At 64.2% G+C, this 20,822-nt stretch carries 16 protein-coding genes; 9 read left to right on the plus strand and 7 right to left on the minus strand.

Annotated elements, in window-relative coordinates; translation table 11 throughout:
- The first annotated feature begins 4 nt into the window (after window positions 1-4).
- On the plus strand, window positions 5-841 hold the full coding sequence (locus tag ACVW16_RS07215; RefSeq protein ID WP_456704625.1) for a uroporphyrinogen-III synthase: 837 nt from the start codon (window positions 5-7) through the stop codon (window positions 839-841).
- A gap of 5 nt (window positions 842-846) precedes the next feature.
- Here ACVW16_RS07215 and ACVW16_RS07220 read toward each other — a convergent pair whose 3' ends face one another.
- The 3 genes from ACVW16_RS07220 to ACVW16_RS07230 form a co-directional block, all read right to left on the minus strand.
- Complete coding sequence (locus ACVW16_RS07220) at window positions 847-2,292, minus strand: DUF5939 domain-containing protein (RefSeq protein ID WP_456735729.1); 1,446 nt, start codon at window positions 2,290-2,292, stop codon at window positions 847-849.
- Between the two features lie 114 nt (window positions 2,293-2,406).
- A complete protein-coding gene (locus ACVW16_RS07225) occupies window positions 2,407-3,087 on the minus strand; it encodes a peroxiredoxin-like family protein (protein WP_456704626.1) in 681 nt (226 codons plus the stop codon).
- Between the two features lie 21 nt (window positions 3,088-3,108).
- Complete coding sequence (locus ACVW16_RS07230; protein WP_456735730.1) at window positions 3,109-6,426, minus strand: adenylate/guanylate cyclase domain-containing protein; 3,318 nt, start codon at window positions 6,424-6,426, stop codon at window positions 3,109-3,111.
- A gap of 284 nt (window positions 6,427-6,710) precedes the next feature.
- On the opposite strand from ACVW16_RS07230, the gene ACVW16_RS07235 reads away from it, so the two are divergent.
- The gene (locus ACVW16_RS07235) at window positions 6,711-7,967 is read left to right on the plus strand and encodes an MFS transporter (RefSeq protein ID WP_456704628.1); all 1,257 of its coding nucleotides are present in this window, start codon (window positions 6,711-6,713) and stop codon (window positions 7,965-7,967) included.
- Here the strand turns inward: ACVW16_RS07235 and ACVW16_RS07240 are convergent.
- Window positions 7,964-8,638, minus strand: a complete 675-nt coding sequence (locus ACVW16_RS07240) for a Crp/Fnr family transcriptional regulator (protein ID WP_456735731.1) — start codon at window positions 8,636-8,638, stop codon at window positions 7,964-7,966. The two genes, ACVW16_RS07235 and ACVW16_RS07240, sit on opposite strands and share 4 nt — an antisense overlap.
- 334 nt (window positions 8,639-8,972) lie before the next feature.
- Between ACVW16_RS07240 and ACVW16_RS07245 the strand changes: the two genes are divergently transcribed.
- The 6 genes from ACVW16_RS07245 to ACVW16_RS07270 all read left to right on the plus strand — a co-directional run bounded on the left by ACVW16_RS07245 (window position 8,973) and on the right by ACVW16_RS07270 (window position 16,182).
- Window positions 8,973-9,794 carry an ABC transporter ATP-binding protein gene (locus tag ACVW16_RS07245; protein ID WP_456735732.1) on the plus strand — a complete coding sequence of 274 codons (822 nt, stop codon included), beginning with the start codon at window positions 8,973-8,975 and terminating at the stop codon, window positions 9,792-9,794.
- A complete protein-coding gene (locus ACVW16_RS07250; protein WP_456735733.1) occupies window positions 9,791-11,722 on the plus strand; it encodes an AMP-binding protein in 1,932 nt (643 codons plus the stop codon). The genes ACVW16_RS07245 and ACVW16_RS07250 overlap by 4 nt, the downstream gene beginning before the upstream one ends.
- Window positions 11,723-11,900: 178 nt before the next feature.
- On the plus strand, window positions 11,901-12,794 hold the full coding sequence (locus ACVW16_RS07255; protein ID WP_456704632.1) for a branched-chain amino acid ABC transporter permease: 894 nt from the start codon (window positions 11,901-11,903) through the stop codon (window positions 12,792-12,794).
- 3 nt (window positions 12,795-12,797) lie between these two features.
- Window positions 12,798-13,871 (plus strand): branched-chain amino acid ABC transporter permease, encoded by a 1,074-nt coding sequence (locus ACVW16_RS07260; protein ID WP_456704633.1) that lies wholly within the window; start codon window positions 12,798-12,800, stop codon window positions 13,869-13,871.
- Between the two features lie 45 nt (window positions 13,872-13,916).
- Window positions 13,917-15,200, plus strand: coding sequence for an ABC transporter substrate-binding protein (locus ACVW16_RS07265; protein WP_456704634.1), 1,284 nt, complete (start codon window positions 13,917-13,919; stop codon window positions 15,198-15,200).
- Between the two features lie 142 nt (window positions 15,201-15,342).
- Complete coding sequence (locus ACVW16_RS07270) at window positions 15,343-16,182, plus strand: ABC transporter ATP-binding protein (protein ID WP_456704635.1); 840 nt, start codon at window positions 15,343-15,345, stop codon at window positions 16,180-16,182.
- Between the two features lie 65 nt (window positions 16,183-16,247).
- Here ACVW16_RS07270 and ACVW16_RS07275 read toward each other — a convergent pair whose 3' ends face one another.
- Window positions 16,248-17,399: an AGE family epimerase/isomerase gene (locus tag ACVW16_RS07275; protein WP_456704636.1), complete on the minus strand. Its 1,152-nt coding sequence runs from the start codon at window positions 17,397-17,399 to the stop codon at window positions 16,248-16,250.
- A gap of 86 nt (window positions 17,400-17,485) precedes the next feature.
- On the opposite strand from ACVW16_RS07275, the gene ACVW16_RS07280 reads away from it, so the two are divergent.
- Complete coding sequence (locus ACVW16_RS07280; RefSeq protein ID WP_456738719.1) at window positions 17,486-18,709, plus strand: phenylacetate--CoA ligase family protein; 1,224 nt, start codon at window positions 17,486-17,488, stop codon at window positions 18,707-18,709.
- 2 nt (window positions 18,710-18,711) lie between these two features.
- Here the strand turns inward: ACVW16_RS07280 and ACVW16_RS07285 are convergent, their stop codons facing one another.
- A complete protein-coding gene (locus ACVW16_RS07285; RefSeq protein ID WP_456738720.1) occupies window positions 18,712-20,349 on the minus strand; it encodes a carbamoyltransferase family protein in 1,638 nt (545 codons plus the stop codon).
- On the minus strand, window positions 20,340-20,813 hold the full coding sequence (locus ACVW16_RS07290; protein WP_456738721.1) for a hypothetical protein: 474 nt from the start codon (window positions 20,811-20,813) through the stop codon (window positions 20,340-20,342). Before ACVW16_RS07290 ends, ACVW16_RS07285 begins: the two co-directional genes overlap by 10 nt.
- Window positions 20,814-20,822: the final 9 nt, after the last annotated feature.

Here is a 20,822-nt window from a genome sequence, read left to right on the forward strand (position 1 = left end):
GCCCATGGCCGACCGTTTGAGCGGCACCCGCATCCTGATCCTGGAAAGCCGCGAGGAGGCGCAGTTCTCAAAGCTCCTGGCCGAGCAAGGCGCCGAGGTCGTGCAATGTCCGATGTTCACCATCCAGGATGCGCCGGACCCGGCTCCGGTCGACGCCTGGATTCGCCGCGCCATCGATAAGCCATTCGACGACCTCGTGCTGATGACCGGCGAAGGCCTGCGGCGGATCATGAAGCTCGCCCGCGCGCGCGCCCTCGACCAGGCCCTGATCGCGGCGCTCGCCAAGTCGCGGAAATTCACCCGCGGCCCGAAACCGGGCAAGGCGCTGCGCGAAATCGGTCTCGATGCGCAGCAGACCACGGAGAAGCCGACCACCGAAGGCGTGATCGAGATGCTGGGCAAGCTCGATCTAAACGCGCATCGCCTCGGCCTGCAGCTTTATCCCGACAAGGACCACAGCGCGCTGACCGGCGCGCTGGCCGCGCAAGGTGCAGAGGTCGATACCGTGTTGCCTTATGCCTATGACGCCCAGGCTGCGGACGCCAACATCATCACGGCCATCGACGAGATGGCGGAAGGGCGGATCGATTGCATCGCTCTGACCAATCTCGGCCAGGTCCGCCGCCTGATCGATGCCGCGAAGGCGGGTGGCAGGGAGGCGAAGTTGCGCACGGGCTTGGAGCGGACGCTGATCGCGTCGGTGGGACCCGCAGTTTCGGGCGAACTCGCCGCGCACGGCCTGCGCACGGACGTCTCGCCGGTGGAAGACCACTATTTCATGCGCCCGTTGATCTCGGCGATAGCGGCAGCGCTCGCGAAGAAGCAGGTCGAGGGGACCTAAGTGCCCTACCCGCGCGTGACGCGATACACGCTGGCGTTTCCTTCAACGCCGCGGAGAGGCGCATCAAACACCGCGATTGCGTGCCCGGAAAGGAGATCGCTCACTCCCGGCGCGGAAAACAGCGCTTCCGAGATACAAATCTCGCCGGCATCCGCCAGCGACTGCACACGCGCAGCAACATTCACGGTCTGACCGAAATAATCGAGATTGTCGTTCAGGGTAACGGCGATGGAAGGGCCGCAATGGGCGCCAATCTTCAGAATGATGCTGGGATCGCCATGCTCTGCGTTGTGGCGTTCGATTTCGCCCAACATGTGGAGCGCCGCCGCAACCGCGTCCGTTGGACGAGAGAAAACCGCCATGACCGCGTCCCCGATCGTCTTGACGACGGCCCCGCAATGCTCCTGGATGGTCGCGCCGAGCAAGGCAAAATGTTCCCGGACCAGCGCATAGGCGTTGAGATCGCCGAACCGCTCGTACATGGCGGTCGAACCCTTGAGATCGGTGAACAGCAACGTCACCTGCCGGATACCCAGTCCCTCTCTTTCGTCCACGCGTTCTGATCTGAACAGCCGGCGAAACGTCTGCCTGGCAAGCAACATCCCGCCGGACATGTAGGGATCGAAATCAAGCGGCGGCTTGGTCGCTTGAGCCAGAACCTCAGGCGGCCAATTGATCAGCAGCAAGGAGCCTCGCATCGCTCCGGAGTTCTCGGTCTCGACAATGACGAGTCCCGGCGGGACCGCGGCCAGCGAAGACGAAAAGCGCTGCCCATCGTATCCAATTCGCAGGATTGTCGGCGTGGGTGCCGGCTCGCCAGCCACCGCAACGACGAACGCAGCCTGGGTTTGGATATTGACCCCCGCCAGAGCACCGGGACCGAGCTCGCAGCGAATGGTCGTGGTTGAGTCCGGCGGCAAGAATGAAAGGCCACGAACGAAAGCATGCAAATGGTCGAGAAAGCGGATTTGCTGGCCCGGTATCCGCGCGTCCTTCAGAAATCGAAGCTTCCAATGGAAATCCTCGACCGAAAGGGATTCGGGCTCATGGAACGGAAGCCGCCGCAGTTGCGGCGACACCGTAAACGTGACCTCGATGAAGTCGTCGAGATCGGTTTCGCCTGTGACGTCGCACAAGCCACAGACATAGTGGGTCTTGAGCGTCCGCAAGGCACCGAAGCTATCGAGCACCATGCCGGATTGGGGACAAACAACGTCCCACCTCATCTCGAACAGCCCGCTTCTCGTTGCGTAGAGAAACAGGTCGATGCTTTCCGGCTCCGCTACGGCGCGGTCGCGCGCGAATGCCAGAGGATTGACGCGGTAGAGCGATAAATCGTCACCGCTCCGGATCAGCGTTTCGAATTTGGAGATCACGCGGGGGCTCCAGGGCCGGGCCTGCTCGATCTCGGTCATCTTGCTTTCGAGGAGCCGTTCCTGAATCTGGGTCATTGCACGCCCGGGTCTTTGCCTTCGTCACGCAAACGCCTGGTCGCGGCTGCACCTCGAGCGCGAAGGCTCATGCCCTCTGCGGCCAAGGGCAGCGCGCCAAGCAGCCGTCGACACCTAGCCCGCGACCTGCGCGGCAGCCGACATCAACTCCTGCGGGTTCGGCATCCCGAACATGCGCTGGCCGCCTTCGGGCACTTCAGTAAAGCTCCAGCGTACGACCCCTTCCCGATCGAGCAGGAATTGGCCGAACAACTGGCCGTGGCCGGCAGCCAGCATGCGCTGATCAGCCTCCGTTATTTCGTAGCCGTCCTTGTTGTTGAGGATGTCAGACGCCGCAACCGGATTCATCGGCTCCGGCAATTCGCCCGGCAGATCCATCCGCATGCCCATCACGACGTTCATGCCCACCTTGTGCGGCCATTCAGTCTCGCTCTCGGTAAACTCGAGATTGGGCAGTCCGAACGCGCGGTGCGAGACCCGCTCGGGATCGGACGCAGCGAGCAGATTGGGCAATGGATGATATCTGAAGTAGAGCCGCGCGCGCTCGATCGGCGTGTTGACGACAGTGAGACTTTCAACGCCCTTGTCGCGCAGGGCCGTGTCGAGCTGCGCCTGTGCCGCGATATGGCGGCGGCAGAACGGGCAATGCAGGCCTCGAAACAGGCCGACCAATATCGGACTTTGCCCGCGGAAATCGTCAAGCGCGATTTTTCCTTCGCGCGTAATTGCGTCCAGCACGATGTTGGGTGCGCGATCGCCTGGTTGAAGCGGTCCATCGAAACGACGTTCTGACATGGCTGAACTCCCTCACATGACCTAGTCAAGAAATGGCAGTACAATCAGTCCGGCGGGATCGAGCCCGTGCCTGGTGCAGACATCATCGGCCAGCGCGAAATAGCGCTCGGCTTCGGGCATGTCGCCGCGATCAAGATTCAGTGTCGCAAGACCATCATAGCATGGAAAGAGCTGCTGCGGCTCGCTGGTTTCGCTCGCGACCTCGATCGCCTCATTGTAGCACCGGGCAGCCTGATCGGGCCGGAAGTGGCACTGATGGATTTGCCCGAGTACGATCAGAGGTACGGGGAGATGCTCGCGCTGATCGAGCGCCCGGTCGATCTCGATCGCCTTTTCGGCGGCGGGCACGCCTTCGTCGGTGCATCTATCCGTGAAGGTGCAACAAGCGACGGCAAAATTGGCAAGAAGGCGCGCCTGGAACCCGAGATCGCCAATGCGATGCGCGACATCGAGCCCACGTCGACAAACCTTGATGGCCTGGGCCGGGTCGACAATCGTGTAGAGCACCGCGAGATTGGTGTAGCCGCGGCAGGCCACGTTGAGAAGGCCGGCGGCCTCGGCTGCTGCGACACTTTGCTCCACCTCGCGCACCGCATCCTGGTGTCGTCCAAGCCGCGCCAGCGCAACCGCCTTGGTGTTGAGGGCCTCGGCAACGGCGCGGGCCGCCTCGAGTGCGCCCTGTTCGTCCGCGGCCGCTGGCGCGGATCGGGCGTAGCCAAGTGCCTCGTCCGCCCATCTCGCGGCGGCCACATGATCGCCCATCCGAAAGGCGAGACGGCCGCGCTCCTGGGAGAGGTGTGCCCATTCGATGGGCGCTTCTGTTCCGCCAAGGCGTTCAGCCGCCGCGGCGTAATGCGACTCTGCCTTGATCCGCTTGCCGGCGTCCCACAACAGTCGGCCAAGCTTGCGAAGAATGCGCGCTTCGCCGACGCGATCCGCTGCAGCGCGGTTCCCTTCCAGCGCTCTCTGATAGTGCTCCTCGGCCGTGCTGCGACGACCGGTCGCGCCACAGAGATCCGCGATCCGCTCGTACAGGACAACCCGCTCCGGATCGCATTCGCCGTTGGTCAACAGCACTGACAAGGCCTGTTGATAGAGACGGATGGCATCGTCATTGGCGTAGGTTGCACGTGCTCGATCGCCGGCGGCGCGCAGATAACGCGCGCCCTTTGGCTTGCGCGCGCTGAGGCTGAAGTGATGTCCGAGCAGAATGAGGTCCTCGAGCCGCTCGGGCTCGTCGCCGTAGAGCTGCTCCAGCGCGGCACCAATGCGTCCATGAAGCTCGATCCGCCGCTGCAACAACAGGTTTTGATAGATCACGTCCTGAAGCATCGTCTGCGTGAAACGGTAGCACCGCAGCGAAATCGAATTGGCGCCCGCGACTTCCTCGACAATCTCGGCGTCGCACAGAAGCTCTACTCCCATTTCGACCTTCGCCTGCCCTGTCGCTACTGCCTCGAGCAGGGTCGCATCGAAGCGCGGGCCGATCACCGCAGCCTCCTGCGCCAGCCGCCGCACCTCATGCGGCAGCCGATCGAGCCGCGCCAACAACAGTGCCTGGATGCTCGCCGGGATATCGGCGGCGGCTTCATCCGACTTGATCCGCCACTGCGAACCGTCGCGTTCCAGCGCGCCGGCTTCGATGAGACCGCGGATGATCTCCTCGAGGAAAAGCGGATTGCCGCTCGCGCGCTCCAGGATGCGACCAAACAGATTTCCCGGCGGCTCCCGCCAACCGTGACTGAAAAAAGCCGCGAGCAGCTTTTGTCCGTCGGCATCACCGAGCGGAGGCAATCGGATGGTTGTGTGGCTGATCCGGCCCGAACTGAACTGATCCAGCTCCAGCATTGGCCGATGCGTAAACAACAGCATCAGCCGCGTACGCTCCAACCGGTCCATCAGGAACCGGAGCGCTTCGAGCGACACGGCATCGGCCCAGTGCAGATCCTCGACAATGATCAGAAGCGGCGACAAGGCCAGACGCCGTTCGAAGACGGTCCGGATCGCAAAGAATATCTGCCGCCGGAGCTGTTCGGGCTCGACATGCTGCAATACGACGTCCGCACCGCCGAGACCGAGAACATGGACATAGAGCGGCATCAATCGCTCTGCTTCCGCAGGCGCAAGGCCAAGCTCGGACAGAGCTTCGGCGAGCCGCGCCTCAGCCTCGGCGGCACTGGCCTTCTGCGCGATGCCGTAGGCGCTGCGGAGCACGGCTGCGAGGGTACCGTAGGATTGCTCGCCGAGCGGCGAGCAGACGGCCTGCCGGATCGCCACAGCCTCGAAGCGCTGTTCGTCGCGAATACGAGCGACGAACTCGTTCACGAGGCGCGTTTTGCCGATGCCCGCTTCGCCGACCAGCCGCACCAGTTGCGCCGCCCCGCCGCAGGCGCGATCGAGGCTGCCGATCACGCGGGCAAGCTCGGCATCGCGGCCGATCAAGGGCGCACTGAGACCCAGCGTGTCCAGGCCTCGTGCCGCGCGCGGCATCTCGAGCAGCCCCTTGAGACGATGGACGAGGACGCTGCCCATCTTGCCCTTGAGCGAGACCTCGCCGAGCGATTCATACGCAAATGCATGCCGGGTCAGACGATAGGTCAACGGCCCGACCAGCACCTGGTCCGGCGGCGCCATCGACTGTAATCGCTGAGCGGTATTCACGGTGTCCCCGGTCACCGAGTAGGATTTGGCAACGCCCACACCCAATCCACCCGCAACCACATGCCCGGTATTGATACCGACATGGAGCAGCAGCTGTGAACCGGCGAACGCCCTCACCCGTTCGCTGAGCCGCTCCGTCCGTTTGATCATGTCGATGGCAGCCCGGACCGCCCGCTCCGGATCGTCCTCGTGCGCGGCCGGCGCACCGAACAGCGCCAACAGCGCATCGCCGATGAACTTGTCCACAAAGCCGCCGAAGTCTTGCACGGCCGCCGTCAGTTCCGCGAACAATTCGTTCTGAAGCGTCTGCATGACCTCGGGGTCGAGGCGTTCGCTCATCGCAGTGAAGCCGCTAAGGTCGGCAAACAGCACGGTGATGGTGCGGCGATTGGCTTCGCTGTCGATCCTGTCCGGCTGCGTTCGAAAGTGCTGTTCAGGGTCCGTTGTCGGTGCCAGCGGCGGTGAGGACGCCCTGATCGGCGCCATCGGCCGGTTCGCCCCCGCCTGGCCCCCCGATTGAAGGGCCTCGCTGACGACGGCGCCACATTTCGGGCAATACGCGAAATCCGGTGCGCAGTCATAGCCGCAGCCGGGGCATGCTTTCGGCTGCTTCGTGCCGCACTTCGGGCAGAAGGCAAAGCCGCTCTGAACCTCAGAACCGCAACCCGCGCACGCCATGCCCAAGACCTTTCGTGGCCCGAGACCGGACCAGCATGGGCTTGACGCGCCAGAAGAGCAAGCGCGCGTCCGGTGTAACCCCTCCCCGGCCCGGGCTCAGCGGGCAGCAATGCTGCGGCTGCACTGGCAACTGATGGATCGCCGCGGCGCGCCAACCCGCACGCAAGCCGCCGCATATCGGCATGCGACAGCGTCAATTGACACGAGCACCATCACCGCTACGTTGCCGAACAGAAGAACAAATAACAAGGGCCGGGAATCGTCGTGAAACCCGTCAACGCATCTTGAGCATACCCCCGAGACCTTCCGCGCTCGCGCCGTTCCGCATCCGCAACTACCGTTTCCAATGGCCCTCGGACCTGCTCACCTCCTGGGCGTTCGAGATCGAGACTCTGGTGCTCGGCTGGTACATCCTGGTCCAGACAGGCTCGGTGCTGCTGCTCACCATTCTCGCGTCGCTGCAATATATCGGGACGCTGATCGCTCCGGTGCTCGGGATGGTCGGCGATCGCATGGGTCACCGCGATCTTCTCGTGGTGCTGCGCCTCGCCTATACCGTGCTCGCCTCGACCATCATGGTGCTGGCGCTGACCGGTCACCTGGCGCCGCTCAAGGTGATGATCATCGTGACGATCATGGGCCTGATCCGCTCCTCGGATCTCGGCCTTCGCAGCGCGCTTCTCGCCGACATCATGCCGGCCGAGCTGCTGGTGGGTGCGATCAGCCTGTCACGCACGACCCAGGACAGCGCGCGCATCGCCGGGGCGCTCACGGGAGCCGGACTGTTCGCGACTTTCGGCATCGGCAAGGTCTATATGGTGATCGCCTGCCTTTATTTTGTGGCCGCTGGTCTGATGCTGTGCCTGGCCCGACCGGCGAAGTCCGCCGAGCATCGTGCGGTCGAGGCTCATTCGGGCTCGCGGCTGCTGCGCGATCTCAAGGAAGGCATCGTGTATTCCTGGAACGGGCCGGCCATGCTGGCCGCGCTTTGCGTCGCGTTCCTTGTCAATCTCACCGCGTTCCCGCTGACGAACGGCTTGCTGCCCTACATCGCACGCGACATCTTTCATACCGACCAGACCGGTCTCGGCTATCTCTCGGCGAGCTTCGCCTTGGGTTCGCTGATTGGCTCCGTCACGCTCAGTCTGGTCAGCGGCCTGCGCATCGCCCGGCTCCTGATCGGCGCCACGCTGGCCTGGTACACGCTGCTGCTGGTGTTCGTCGAAATCAGGGCCATGCCGGTCGCGATGGCTTGCCTCGTGCTGGCGGGCGTCGCCCAGAGCATATCGATGATTTCTGCCGCCGTGATTCTGATGCGGACGGCCAGCGCGCATCTGCGCGGTCGTGTGATGGGGGTGCGGATGATGGTGATCTACGGCTTGCCGATCGGATTGCTCGCGGCCGGCAGCCTGATCGACATCATCGGCTATTCCGCGACGGGATCGCTCTACGCCGCCGCCGGCTTCATCGCAATGCTGGCCATCGCCGTCCGCTGGCGCGCCGACCTCTGGCCGGTGCACGCCCCCGCCAATGCACGCTAGTCGCCATATCCGCGCAGCCGCTCGACGTTGAGGATGGTGACGCCGCCGTACTCCAGCCGCAGCAGCCCCTCCTTCTCCAGCCGGTTCAGCGCGCGGTTGGCGTTCTGCCTGGACATGCCGGAGAGCGCCCCGATCTCCTCCTGGGTGATCTCCAGATGTGCGGTCGATTCCGGATAGAGGATCGGATTGAACAGCGAGGCGATGCTCCGGGCAAGCCGGGAGGTCGCATCGAGCGTGCGGTTGACCTCGAGCATGCCGATGAACTGGCCGAGCCGCTCGTTGAGCTGGCGCACCAGGAAGCGGTTGAAGCCGACGCTGTTCTCGAACAGCCACATGAACGCCGGGCGCTCCATCAACGCGACACGGCTGACGCGCAGCGCGACCACGTCGTAGCGGCGCGGCTCGTTCTTGAGCACGCTCCCCTCGCCGAACCAGGCGCCCGCGGTCAGCCCCGCGAGGCTGGTCTCCTTGCCGTCGCGTGAAACGCCGCCCATGCGGGCCAAGCCGCTTACCATACCGGCCCAATACTCGAATTTATCCCCGCGCATGAACACGGTCTCGCCGGTGCCGTAGGATCGCTCCGTAATGCCGGCGCGGGCCACCTCGATCTCCGCCGGCGTCAGTTCGCGCGACCAGGCGGCGACCCGCTTCAGTTGACCCTCTGAAATCATGATCGAGAGGCCAGCCGCACCGTTTCGTCACTCCATCCATTATTGCATTGCAGCATGATCGCCCCGGCCCACCATCGGACGAAAGATGGGCCGCGGCCGCCCAGAAAAACTTTGTCGCAGAATTGTCAGGCCCGAGACATTTCAAAATAGCGCTTTCCCCTATTGAGAGCCACTTCGGGTGATGCGGCTTTTGATCCCAACGGGGACGAAAGTGGCGCGGCTCCGGCCGGGACCATGTGCTGCATGGCCTCGCCGGCACGGCCGTACTAGGATCGCCCGGGAGGAACGGACGAAGAGCGCCCCTGAATGCGCCATCACCGGAGGGATTTGCTTGGTGGCTACCAGTCTCGAAGTGCGCGGCGTGTCCTTGCGATTCGGCGGCGTTCGCGCGCTGACCGACATCAGCTTCGCCATCAACGAGGGCGAGCTGTTCTCGATCATCGGCCCCAACGGTGCCGGCAAGACCTCGATCGTCAACTGTATTTCCGGCCGCTACAAGCCGACCGAAGGTCAGCTGTTCTATCAGGGCCGGGACATCACGGGCCTGACGCCGAATGCGCGTCCCAAGCTCGGCATCGGCCGCACCTTCCAGAACCTGGCGCTGTTCCACCACATGAGCGTGCTCGACAACATCATGGTCGGCCGCCATCACCTGCTGAACAACAACTTCCTCACGGGCTCGCTGTACTGGCTCACCGGCGCACGCAAGGAAGAACTCGTGCACCGCCGCAAGGTCGAGGAAATCATCGACTTCCTCGATCTCCAGTCGGTGCGCAAAGCGCAAGCCGGCACCCTCTCCTACGGCCTGCGCAAGCGCGTCGAACTCGCCCGCGCCATGGCGCTGGAGCCGCGCCTCATCCTGCTCGACGAGCCGATGGCCGGCATGAATTTCGAAGAGAAGGAGGACATGGCCCGCTACATCGTCGACCTCAACGAGGAGTTCGGCATGACCGTCGTCATGATCGAGCACGACATGGGCGTGGTGATGGACATCTCCCACCGCGTCATGGTGCTGGATTTTGGACGCAAGATCGCCGATGGCGATCCCGCCGCCGTGCTCGCCGATCCCCACGTCCGACGCGCTTATCTCGGCGAAGAGGACGAGGCGCTGGTCGATCCTGACGACGCCCCGCCGGCGCAGGAGACCGCGGCATGATGGATTATGCAGGGCGCATCGCGAAGGCCGACACCTATCCGAAGATGCTCCGGCTCAACGCAAGGGAGCACGGCAACGAGATCGCGTTGCGCGAAAAGGATCTCGGCCTCTGGCGTCCCTTCACCTGGAACGAATACCAGACCCGTGTGCGCGAGTTCGCGCTCGGCCTGATCGAGCTCGGCCTTGGCCGCGGCGACGTCGTCGGCATCATCGGCGACAACAGGCCGGACTGGGTTGCTGCGGAAATCGCGACCCACGCGATTGGTGGATTGAGCCTCGGGCTCTACCGCGACGTGCTGGACGAAGAGGCCTCCTATCTTCTCAATTACGGCGAAGCCCAGCTCGTCTTCGCCGAGGACGAGGAGCAGGTCGACAAGCTGCTGGCGCTGGCCGAGCGCGTGCCCGATCTGAAGCACATCATCTATTCCGATCCGCGCGGCATGCGGAAATACGACGACCCCAGGCTGATGCCGGCGGAGACCCTCGCCGAGCTCGGCCGCGCCCGCGCCGCCCGCGAGCCGGAGCTCTACGACCGCCTCGTCGACGCAACCAAGGGCGAGGACGTGGCGATCCTCTGCACCACGTCGGGCACCACCTCGCATCCGAAGCTTGCGATGCTCGCCGCCGGCCGCGTGCTCGGCCATTGCGCGACCTACCTCGCTTTCGACCCCAAAGGCCCTGATGACGAGTACGTCTCGGTGCTGCCGCTGCCGTGGATCATGGAGCAGGTCTACGTCCTCGGCAAAGGCCTGCTCTGCCGGATGAAGATCAACTTCGTCGAAGAGCCCGATACGATGATGAACGATCTGCGCGAAATCGCGCCGACCTTCGTGCTCTTTGCCCCACGCGTCTGGGAGTCGATCGCCGCCGATGTCCGCGCCAAGGTGATGGACGCAACGCCGTTCAAGCAGCGCCTGTTCGACATCGGCATGAAGTCGGGGCTTGCTGCGCTCGACCAAGCCAGGCGCTCCGGCTTTGCCGATGCGGTCCTGTTCCGCGCGCTGCGCGACCGTCTCGGCTTCACCCGCCTGCGCTCGGCCGCCACCGGCGGTGCCGCGCTCGGGCCTGACACCTTCAAGTTCTTTCAGGCCATGGGCGTGCCGTTGCGCACGCTCTACGGCCAGACCGAGCTGCTGGGCGCCTACACGCTGCATCCCGAGGGCAAGGTCGATCCTGATACGACAGGCGTGCCGATGGCCGACAGCGTCGAGATCCGCATCGACAATGCCGACGTCCACGGCGTCGGCGAGATCGTGGTGCGGCATCCCAACATGTTCCTCGGCTATTACAAGAACCCGGAGGCGAGCGTCGCCGATATCAGGGACGGCTGGATGCTGTCGGGCGACGCCGGCTATTTCAACGTCAACCGCCAGCTCGTCGTCATCGACCGCATCAAGGATCTCGCCGAGACCTCGCGCGGCGAGCGCTTCTCGCCGCAGTTCATCGAGAACAAGCTGAAATTCTCGCCCTATATCGCCGAAGCCGTGGTTCTCGGCGCGGGCCGCGACGCGCTCGCGGCGATGATCTGCATCCGCTACTCCATCATCTCGAAATGGGCGGAGAAGAACCGGCTCTCGTTCACGACCTACAGCGACCTCGCCTCGCGACCCGAGGTCTACAAGCTGCTCCAGAAAGAGGTCGAGACCGTCAACGCCACGCTGCCGCCGGCCCAACGCATCTCGCGCTTCCTGCTGCTCTACAAGGAGTTGGATGCCGACGACGGCGAGCTCACCCGCACACGAAAAGTGCGCCGCGGCGTCATCAACGAGAAGTACGAAGCCATCATCGACGCGATCTACCGCGGCGCCTCCGACATCCCCGTCGACACCGTGATCCGCTTCCAGGACGGCACCACACAGCGGGTACGAACCACGCTGCGCGTGGTGGATCTTGGCGGGGGCGGGCACATGGCGGAGGCGGCGGAGTGATGATGCTTTCATCCGAGAATGCTGCTGCCCTTCGCCTCTCCCCGCCTGCGGCAGCCGTATCTCATATGCACTCCGTCATGACGAGCGAAGCGAAGCAATCCAGACCGTCTCCGCGGAAAGATGCTGGATTGCTTCGCTCCGCTCGCAATGACGCTGTGGGTGCGTCAGGAAACCATACATGAACACCGCCTTCCTCGTTCAGCTCCTGGTCAACGGTCTCGTCGTCGGCACGCTCTATGGCGTGGTCGCGATGTCGTTCGTGTTGATCTACAAGGCGACGCAGGTCGTCAATTTCGCGCAAGGGGAATTGCTGCTGGTCGGCGCCTGGGTGTGCTGGGCGCTGCTGGCGAAGTACCAGGTGCCGTTCTGGATCGGCATGCCGATGACGCTGGTGTTCATGTTCGTGTTCGGCATCGCGATCCAGGTCCTGATCCTCAGGCCGATGATCGGCGAGCCCATCATTTCCGTCATCATGGTGACGATCGGCCTCTCCACCGTGCTGCAGGCGACGCTGAAATGGATGTTCGGCGTCAACCCGCAGCCCTTCCCGCGGGTGTTCGAGAGCCAATCGGTCGGCCTGTTCGGGCTGCAGATCCAGACCGTTTACGTCATGAGCCTGGTCGTGTCGGTCGCAATGATGATCGGCATGGCCTGGTTCTTCCGAGCCTCGAAATACGGCCTCGCGATGCGCGCGACCGCGTTCAACCAGCAGGTGGCGCAGTCGCTCGGCATTTCCGTCAAAAGCGTGTTCGCGATGGCCTGGGCGATCTCGGCGACAGTGTCAGCGGTCGCAGGCGTCGTCGTCGCAGTGGTCAACGGCGTATCCTCGGGCCTTGCCGCCTACGGCATCAAGGTGTTTCCCGCGGCAATTCTCGGCGGACTCGATTCGGTCGGCGGCGCCGTGCTCGGCGGCATCATCATCGGCCTGCTCGAGAACGTCGCGCAATATGTCGACAGCGAATATCTGCACTGGGGCAATCTCTACGAGATCGCGCCGTTCTACGTCCTCATCATCGTGCTGATGATCAAGCCCTACGGCCTGTTCGGCACCCACGACATCGAGCGGATCTGATCCATGGCCGGCCCTGCCCTCATTCCCGCTGGTGATTTCCGCACCTCCTACGCGGCCGACACCACGATCTTCCCGACCAGGACCAGCCGCAACTTTGCGATTCTGGGCGTGCTGCTGCTCTGCCTCGTGCCGCAATTCCTCGGCGGATACTGGCTCAGCATGCTGATCCAGATCGGCATCTTCTCGATCGCAGCGCTGGGGCTGAACATCCTGGTCGGATTCACCGGGCAGATCTCGATCGGCCACGCCGCCTTCTTCCTGCTCGGCGCGTTCACGTCCGCCTACATATCCAACAATGCGCCGATCCCGGTGTTCTTCGCGATCCCACTCGCCGGCGTGGTCACCGCGCTGGTGGGACTGATCTTCGGCATTCCCGCGGCGCGGCTGAAGGGCCTCTATCTCGTCATCGCGACGCTTGCGGCGCAATACATCCTGCTCGACTTCTTCTCTCGCGCCGAGTGGTTTTCGGGCGGCTCGGTGCCGGCAAGCGCCGAGCCGTTCTCGATCTTCGGCTACACATTGCGCGGCGACCGGCAATATTTCTACGTCGTGCTGGCCTATGTGCTGGCAAGCTACATCCTCGTCACCAATCTGATGCGAACGCGCGACGGCCGCGCGCTGGTGGCGATACGCGACCATTATCTCTCCGCCGAGATCATGGGCATCAACCTGACCAAGTACCGTACGCTGTCGTTCGGCCTCGCCGCTTTTTTCGCCGGCATCGCCGGCGCGCTCTATGCGCACTACCAGCTCGTGGTGTCGCAGGAGGGTTTCGGCATCGAGCGCTCGATCCTGTTCCTGGCCATGATCATCATCGGAGGCACCGGATCGATCATGGGCACGCTGATGGGCACCACCTTCGTGGTGCTTCTGCCTGAGACGATGGAGTTGATCAGCCTTTATCTGAAGGGCGGAGCGATCGACAAGGCGCTGTCACTCAACAACAACATCACCTTCCTGCGCGAGATCGCGATCGGTGTGATCATCATCGTGTTCCTGATGTTCGAGCCTGACGGCCTCGCGCATCGCTGGCGGCAGATCAAGGCATACTGGAAACTCTACCCGTTCTCGCATTGAGCTCGGGCAACGCTCTAACCAACGAATAACAGGAGGAGGCAACCAATGAAGACGAAATCCCTTTTGAGCACCGCATCGCTCGCCCTGGTGATCGCGGCTTTTTCGGCCAGCGCGCAGGCGCAGATCGCGATCGGCCATCTCGCCGATTATTCCGGCGGCACCTCCGACGTCGGTACGCCCTATGGCCAGGCGGTCGCCGACACCTTTGCCTGGGTCAACAAGAACGGCGGCGTCGGCGGCAAGCAGCTCACCGTCGACACCAACGATTACGGCTACCAGGTGCCGAAGGCGATCGCGCTCTACAAGAAGTGGTCGGCACCGGACAGCAAGGTCGCCGCGATCATGGGCTGGGGCACCGCGGACACCGAAGCGCTGACCGGCTTCCTCGCCCAGGACAAGATTCCAGACCTCTCCGGCTCCTACGCCGCCGCTCTCACCGATCCCGAAGGCACCAGCGGCAAGGCCAAGCCCGCTCCTTACAATTTCTTCTACGGCCCGAGCTATTCGGATTCGCTCCGCGCGATGCTGATCTGGGCGGCCGAGGACTGGAAGGCCAAGGGCAAATCAGGCAAGCCGAAATTCGTGCACATGGGCGCCAATCACCCCTACCCGAACGCGCCGAAGGCCGCCGGAGAAGCCATGGCGCAGGAGCTCGGCTTCGAGGTGCTGCCGCCGCTGGTGTTCGCGCTGGCGCCGGGTGACTACAGCGCACAGTGCCTGAGCTTGAAATCCTCGGGCGCCAACTACGCCTATCTCGGCAACACTGCGGCCTCCAACATCTCGGTGATGAAGGCCTGCAAGACCGCCGGCGTCGAGATCCAGTTCCTCGGCAATGTCTGGGGCATGGACGAGAACGCCGCCAAGACTGCCGGAGATGCCGCCAATGGCGTGATCTTCCCGCTGCGCACCGCGGTGAGCTGGGGCGGCGATGCGCCCGGCATGAAGACGGTGATGGAGATCTCCAAGATGTCCGACCCGTCAGGCAAGGTTTATCGTCCTGTCCATTACATCGCCGCCGTCTGCTCGGCGCTGTACATGAAAGAGGCGCTCGACTGGGCTGCCAAGAACGGCGGCGCCACCGGCGAGAACGTCGCGAAGGGCTTTTACCAGAAGAAGGACTGGGTCCCGGCAGGCATGGAAGGCGTCTGCAATCCCTCGACCTGGACCGACAAGGACCATCGCGGCACGCTGAAGGTCGATCTCTATCGCACCAGCATCACAGGCGCGACCGACGGCGATCTCAACGACCTCATGGCCAAGGGCACGATCAAGCTCGAGAAGGTCAAGACCGTCGAGCTGCCGCGCAAGGCAGAGCTGCTGGGCTGGTGAGCGCAGCTTTCACCACACCCACAACTGTGATCCCCCGCGAAGGCGGGGGATCCAGTACGCCGCGGCCCTCGGGGAACGTCAGGCGTCTCTGGAATACCGGGTCGCCCGGTCAAGCCGGGCGACGACAGCGGAGTAATTAAGCATGACCGAAACCGCAGAAGCCGCTCGTCCCTCCCCAAGTGTCGTCCCGGCGCCGCCCCTCCTTGCCGTGCGCAACATCGAGGTCGTCTATGACGACGTCATCCTGGTGCTGCGCGGTCTCAGCCTCGACGTGCCCAAGGGCGCGATCGTGGCGCTGCTGGGCGCCAACGGTGCCGGCAAGTCGACGACGCTGAAGGCGATCTCGGGGCTCCTCAAGACCGAGGACGGCGAGGTCACGCGCGGCGAGATCCTGTTCGAGGGCGAGCCGATCGCCGGAATCGATCCCGACAAGATCGTCCGCCGCGGCATCTTCCAGGTGATGGAGGGTCGGCGCATCGTCGCCGACATGACGTCGCTGGAAAACCTCAAGCTCGGCGCTTTCACCCGCAGCGATCGCGCGATCGACGCCGATCTCGACATGGTCTTCAACTATTTCCCACGCCTGAAGGAGCGCACGGGCCTCGCCGGCTATCTCTCGGGTGGCGAACAACAAATGCTCGCGATCGGTCGCGCACTGATGGCGCGTCCGAAGATGATCCTGATGGACGAGCCGTCGATGGGCCTGTCGCCGCTGCTGGTGAAAGAGGTGTTCGCGATCATCCAGAAGATCAACCGCGAGCTCGGCGTCACCATCCTGCTGGTCGAGCAGAACGCGCGCGCCGCGCTGTCGGTGGCGAGCCACGGCTACATCATGGAGCAGGGCAAGGTCGTGCTCGACGGCACCGCCGACGAGCTGCGCGACAACGAGGACGTCAAGGAATTCTATCTCGGCGGCGCCGGCGACCAGCGCAAGAGTTTCAAGAACCTCAAGAGTTTCAAGCGGCGCAAAAGGTGGCTTTAACAAAGCGTTTTCAAGCGAAGCGGGAACCGGTTCGCGTGAAGAAAACGCGTCAAAACACAAGCGTCTTATTCAAGCACCTGCTCCGCTTCCGCGACCGCGCAGAGAACATGATAGAACGACGACGCAGGAATGGTGTCGATCAGCGATGTGCCGTCGCTGTCGAACTGGTCGTACCAGCCGCCTCGCACGGGATGGCTGAGGTAATGCCGTTCGAGCCGCACCAGCGCCGCACGCGCTTCCTCAGCCGCACCCGCCTCGCCGGACTCGGCCTGCGCCATCCAGGCCTTCGCGATCTCGGTCTGCGGCCACAGCCGGCGCGTCGAGCGGCGGATGTTGCCGGCGTCGTCGCCCTCGTCGACGAGACAGCCGGTGGCCGCGTCGCGATAGCGCTGCGCGGTCGCGAGCAGCTCGGCGCGGCGCTGGGCGGTGGGACAGCCCGTGATGCGTTCAAATCCCTTCAGCAGCCAGACCCATTCCGCCTGATGGCCGGCCTCGACGCTGACAGGCTCGATTTTGGACCAGTCCTCCTCGAAATATTCCCCGAGCGCACATGTCCGCTTGTCGTAGAGATTGGCGAGGAACAGCGCGAAAAACTCGCCGGCTCTGTTCTGGAACGACAAATCGTGGGTCGCGTCGAAACACGCGATCATCGCCTCGAACAAATGCATCTGCGGGTTCTGCCGGCGCGGCAGCGACAGCGGCAGGCCTTCATGGACGCCCCCATGGGGCGAGCGCAGATGGCCGTCGAGAAAGGCGAGCAGCGCATCGATCTCGGCGCGAATTTGCGCGTCCTGGTCGAGCGAGTAGACCGTGGCGAGCGCAAACAGGATGAACGCATGGTCGTACGCATCGCGCCGAGCATCCAGCACCGAGCCATCAGGCGTCAGCCGGTGCACATAGCCGGGCTTGCCGTCCGGCGCTTTCGCTTTGGCCAGCATGTGCTCGAGCCCCTTCAGCGCAATGGCGCGACCTTGCGGATACCAGCCCATCTGCGCCGCCTTGGCGTAGCAATAGATTTGCCGCGCCTGCACGAACACGCGCCGGGGCGCAGCCACGTCGGCCGTACCGTCGCGGTGCAGCCGGTCGATGAAGCCGCCTGTCGCCTGGTCCCAGCCGACGGTCGACCACAGCGGGATCGCATCCTCGATCATGCGGCGCTTCAGGCGCGCGACGACGCCCGCCGTCTCGTCCGCTGGAATGATGCTTTCGTCCGCCATCGCGTCCTCTCCACGCCCTGCCAAAGGCCGTCTGATACCCATGCAGGGGGCGGCGCGCAACGGATGCCAACCCGGAAAGACCCGCCATGACCGCTTATTACGACGCCCTCGAGACGCGCGATCATGCGGCGCGCGAGGCCGACCTGTTCGCCCGCCTGCCGGACGTGCTGCGCGGCGCCATGGCCGCGCCGGCCCATGCCGAGCGGCTCAAGGGCATCGATCCCGCCTCGGTGACCTCGAGGGCCGCGCTGGCGGCCCTGCCGGTGCTGCACAAGTCGGAACTGCCCGCCCTGCACAGGGCCTCCCAGCCCTTCGGCGGCTTGGTGGCGGCGGCGCCGGGGTCGTTCGCCCGGCTATTCACTTCGCCGGGGCCGATCTTCGAGCCGGAGGGACGGCAGGCCGATGCCTGGCGCGGCGCACGGGCGCTGTTCGCGGCCGGGTTCCGCACCGAGGACATCGTGCTCAACACCTTCAGCTACCACCTGACGCCCGGCGGGTTCATTTTTGACTCGTCGGCACGCGCGCTCGGCTGCGCCGTGATCCCTGCCGGTCCGGGCAATACCGAGCAGCAATTCGAGCTGATCGAGGCCTATCGTCCGGTCGGCTACAGCGGCACGCCCGACTTCCTGAAGATCCTGCTCGACGCCGCGACGACCGCGGGCCGCGACGTTTCCTCGATCAAGCGGGCACTGGTCTCGGGCGCGGCGTTCCCGCCCTCGCTCCAGGCCGAGATCAAGGCGCGGGGCATCGACGCCTACCAGGCCTTCGGCACCGCCGATCTCGGCCTTATCGCGTTTGAGACCGCGGCGCGCGACGGCATGGTCGTGAACGAGGACCTGATCATGGAGATCGTCAAGCCCGGCACCGGTGATCCCGTGACGCCGGGCGACGTCGGCGAGATCGTGGTGACCTCGCTCGATCCGCACCATCCCTGGATCCGCCTGGCGCTAGGCGACCTCACCGCAGAGCTAGCGGGCCCAAGCAAATGCGGCCGGACCAATATGCGCATCAAGGGCTGGATGGGCCGCGCCGACCAGACCACCAAGGTCAAGGGCATGTTCATCCGCCCCGAGCAAGTGGCCGAGATTGGCAAGCGCCATCCCGCGCTCGGGCGGCTGCGGCTCGTCGTCGTCCGCCAGGGCGAGGCCGACGCGATGACGCTGAAGGCCGAATGCGCCGAGGCAAGCGATGCTCTGCGGGAGGAAATTGCCGCCACCTTGCGCGCGGTGACGAAGCTCGGCGGCGGCGTCGAGCTGGTCAGCCCGGGCGCGCTGCCGAACGACGGCAAGGTGATCGCAGACGAGCGCTGACCTCAGGCCGCTTTCGAGAGCCGGTAATTGCCGAGATAGAGCACGTCCAGCCCCGAGCAGAAATAGGTGTGGAGCGCCTCCAGCGGTGCGTTCACGGTCGGCTGCTCGTTGATGTTGAGGCTGGTGTTGATCAGGACCGGCAGCGAGGTCGCCTTCGCGAACTCGCCGATGAGGCGGCTGTAAAGCGGATTGCTGTCCGCATGGACGCTCTGGATGCGCGCGGTGTTGTCGACATGGACGACCGCCGGCATCGTGTCGGCCACCTTTTCGTTGACCGGGAACGTCACCACCATGAAGGGCGCATCGAACGTATCCTCGAAATACTCGGCCTGGCGCTCGTACAGCACCGACGGACAGAACGGGCGGAATTCCTCGCGATATTTGATCGTGAGGTTGATCCGGTCCTTCATGCTGGCCTGACGCGGATCGGCCAGGATCGAGCGGTTGCCGAGCGCGCGCGGTCCGTACTCCATCCGCCCCTGGAACCAGCCCACCGTCTTCTGTTCGGCGAGATCGGTGACGCAGCGCGCCACGGGATCGTCGAGCAGCTCGAAGCGCGCACCGATCTTGTCGAGCGTCTCGCGGATCGTGTCGTTGGAGTATTCCGGTCCCCAATAGGCGTGGGACAGCGGCGAGATCGCGTGGCCTGCCTCCGCGCATTTCATCATCGCGGCTCCCAGCGCCACGCCGGCATCGTGCGGCACGGGCGGAACGTAGAGGCGCTTCACGGACGGCTCCGCCGCGATCTCCATGTTCATCTTGCAGTTCAGCCCGACGCCACCGGCGATGCAGACATCGCCGCAACCGGTTTCGGCGATCGCGGAACGGATCACTTCGGTAGCGACGATCTCGAGCTGCTTCTGGCCGCTCGCCGCGATGTTGGTCATGCGCTGGTCGAGCGGCGCTCCGCGCAGGCGACGCGGCCCCAGGACCTCCTCCATCTTCTCGGTGAAGATGCGTTCCTGCCGCGTCGAGAAATCGCTCGTGAAAATCTCCGCGTCCCGCCGGCGCTTGTCGAGCTCGGGATCGAGCTCGTAATTGATGCCGGCCGGGCGCAACAGCCTGGCGAACTTGTCGAGATATTCGGGGCTGCCATACGAGGACAGGCCCATGACCTTGTACTCGTCATTGGTCATCTGATAGCCGAGATACTGGGTCAGCATCCCGTAATAGAGTCCGAGGCTGTTATTGCGGCCGAAACGCGTCAATACGCGAAAGTCGTTGCCGCGCGCATGGGCGACGAGGCCCGAGCTGGAATCGCCGGAGAAGTCGAAGCAGGCAACGGTCGCCTCGGAAAAACCGGAGCCGTAGAACGAGCTCGCGGCGTGACAGAGGTGATGATCGTAGAGTTCGATCCTGGGGCTGTGGCCAAACTGGTATCTAAAATATTCGGTGAGGCGCTGCGCGTAATTCGTGTAGGTCTTCAGCGGCGAGCAGATCCAGTCGACCTCGCGCATGGTGATGCCGGCCTGCTTCAGGCAGAATCCGATCGCGCCGCGCGGCAGTTCGCCGCGCGCATGCTTGGCCAGCGTGAAGCGCTCCTCCTCGGCCGCAGCGATCAGCTCACCGTCGCGCAACAGGATGGCCGCGCCGTCGTGGTGGCCGTGCTTGATGCCAGAGCTGATCCCGATCACATACATTCGTGCATACCTCCGGGGAGGCCTTCTAAAGGAACTGAGGGCAATGTAAATCGTGCAATCAAACGGGATTCCGCCTGCGGACCGGCATTCCGGCCGGCCAATCGAGGCGATTTCGCGACGCGGCGTTCCCGCGCGCCGGGCGTCTCCCGTCCCAACATGCGCATCGAGGGCTGCAGGGTCGCGCCGACCAGACTACCAAGGTCAATGGCATGTTCGTACGCCCCGGGCAGATCGCCGAGATCGGCAAGCGCCATGCCGCGCTCGGGCGCCTGCGCCTCGTCATCCCCCGCGAACACGAGATGGTTGCGATGACGTTGATCGCCAACGGCGGGATTGGACGCGGCGTTCCGCGAGGAGATCGCCGCCACGTTGCGCGCGGTGATGAAGCTTGGTGGCAATGTCGAGCTGGTGAGCCCGGGCGCGCTGCCGAACGACGGCAGATGATAGCCGACGAATGCTAACACAGCGCTTGT

The organism is Bradyrhizobium sp. USDA 4474 (genome assembly GCF_054057515.1).

Excerpts from the sequence above, each read along its gene's own strand:
- ACVW16_RS07250 (WP_456735733.1), top strand. The coding sequence starts at position 9,791 with ATGATGGATTATGCAGGGCGCATCGCGAAGGCCGACACCTATCCGAAG.
- ACVW16_RS07220 (WP_456735729.1), bottom strand. The coding sequence starts at position 2,292 with ATGACCCAGATTCAGGAACGGCTCCTCGAAAGCAAGATGACCGAGATC.
- ACVW16_RS07230 (WP_456735730.1), bottom strand. The coding sequence starts at position 6,426 with ATGGCGTGCGCGGGTTGCGGTTCTGAGGTTCAGAGCGGCTTTGCCTTC.
- ACVW16_RS07225 (WP_456704626.1), bottom strand. The coding sequence starts at position 3,087 with ATGTCAGAACGTCGTTTCGATGGACCGCTTCAACCAGGCGATCGCGCA.
- ACVW16_RS07240 (WP_456735731.1), bottom strand. The coding sequence starts at position 8,638 with ATGATTTCAGAGGGTCAACTGAAGCGGGTCGCCGCCTGGTCGCGCGAA.
- ACVW16_RS07270 (WP_456704635.1), top strand. The coding sequence starts at position 15,343 with ATGACCGAAACCGCAGAAGCCGCTCGTCCCTCCCCAAGTGTCGTCCCG.
- ACVW16_RS07280 (WP_456738719.1), top strand. The coding sequence starts at position 17,486 with ATGACCGCTTATTACGACGCCCTCGAGACGCGCGATCATGCGGCGCGC.
- ACVW16_RS07215 (WP_456704625.1), top strand. The coding sequence starts at position 5 with ATGGCCGACCGTTTGAGCGGCACCCGCATCCTGATCCTGGAAAGCCGC.
- ACVW16_RS07275 (WP_456704636.1), bottom strand. The coding sequence starts at position 17,399 with ATGGCGGACGAAAGCATCATTCCAGCGGACGAGACGGCGGGCGTCGTC.
- ACVW16_RS07260 (WP_456704633.1), top strand. The coding sequence starts at position 12,798 with ATGGCCGGCCCTGCCCTCATTCCCGCTGGTGATTTCCGCACCTCCTAC.
- ACVW16_RS07265 (WP_456704634.1), top strand. The coding sequence starts at position 13,917 with ATGAAGACGAAATCCCTTTTGAGCACCGCATCGCTCGCCCTGGTGATC.
- ACVW16_RS07255 (WP_456704632.1), top strand. The coding sequence starts at position 11,901 with ATGAACACCGCCTTCCTCGTTCAGCTCCTGGTCAACGGTCTCGTCGTC.
- ACVW16_RS07285 (WP_456738720.1), bottom strand. The coding sequence starts at position 20,349 with ATGTATGTGATCGGGATCAGCTCTGGCATCAAGCACGGCCACCACGAC.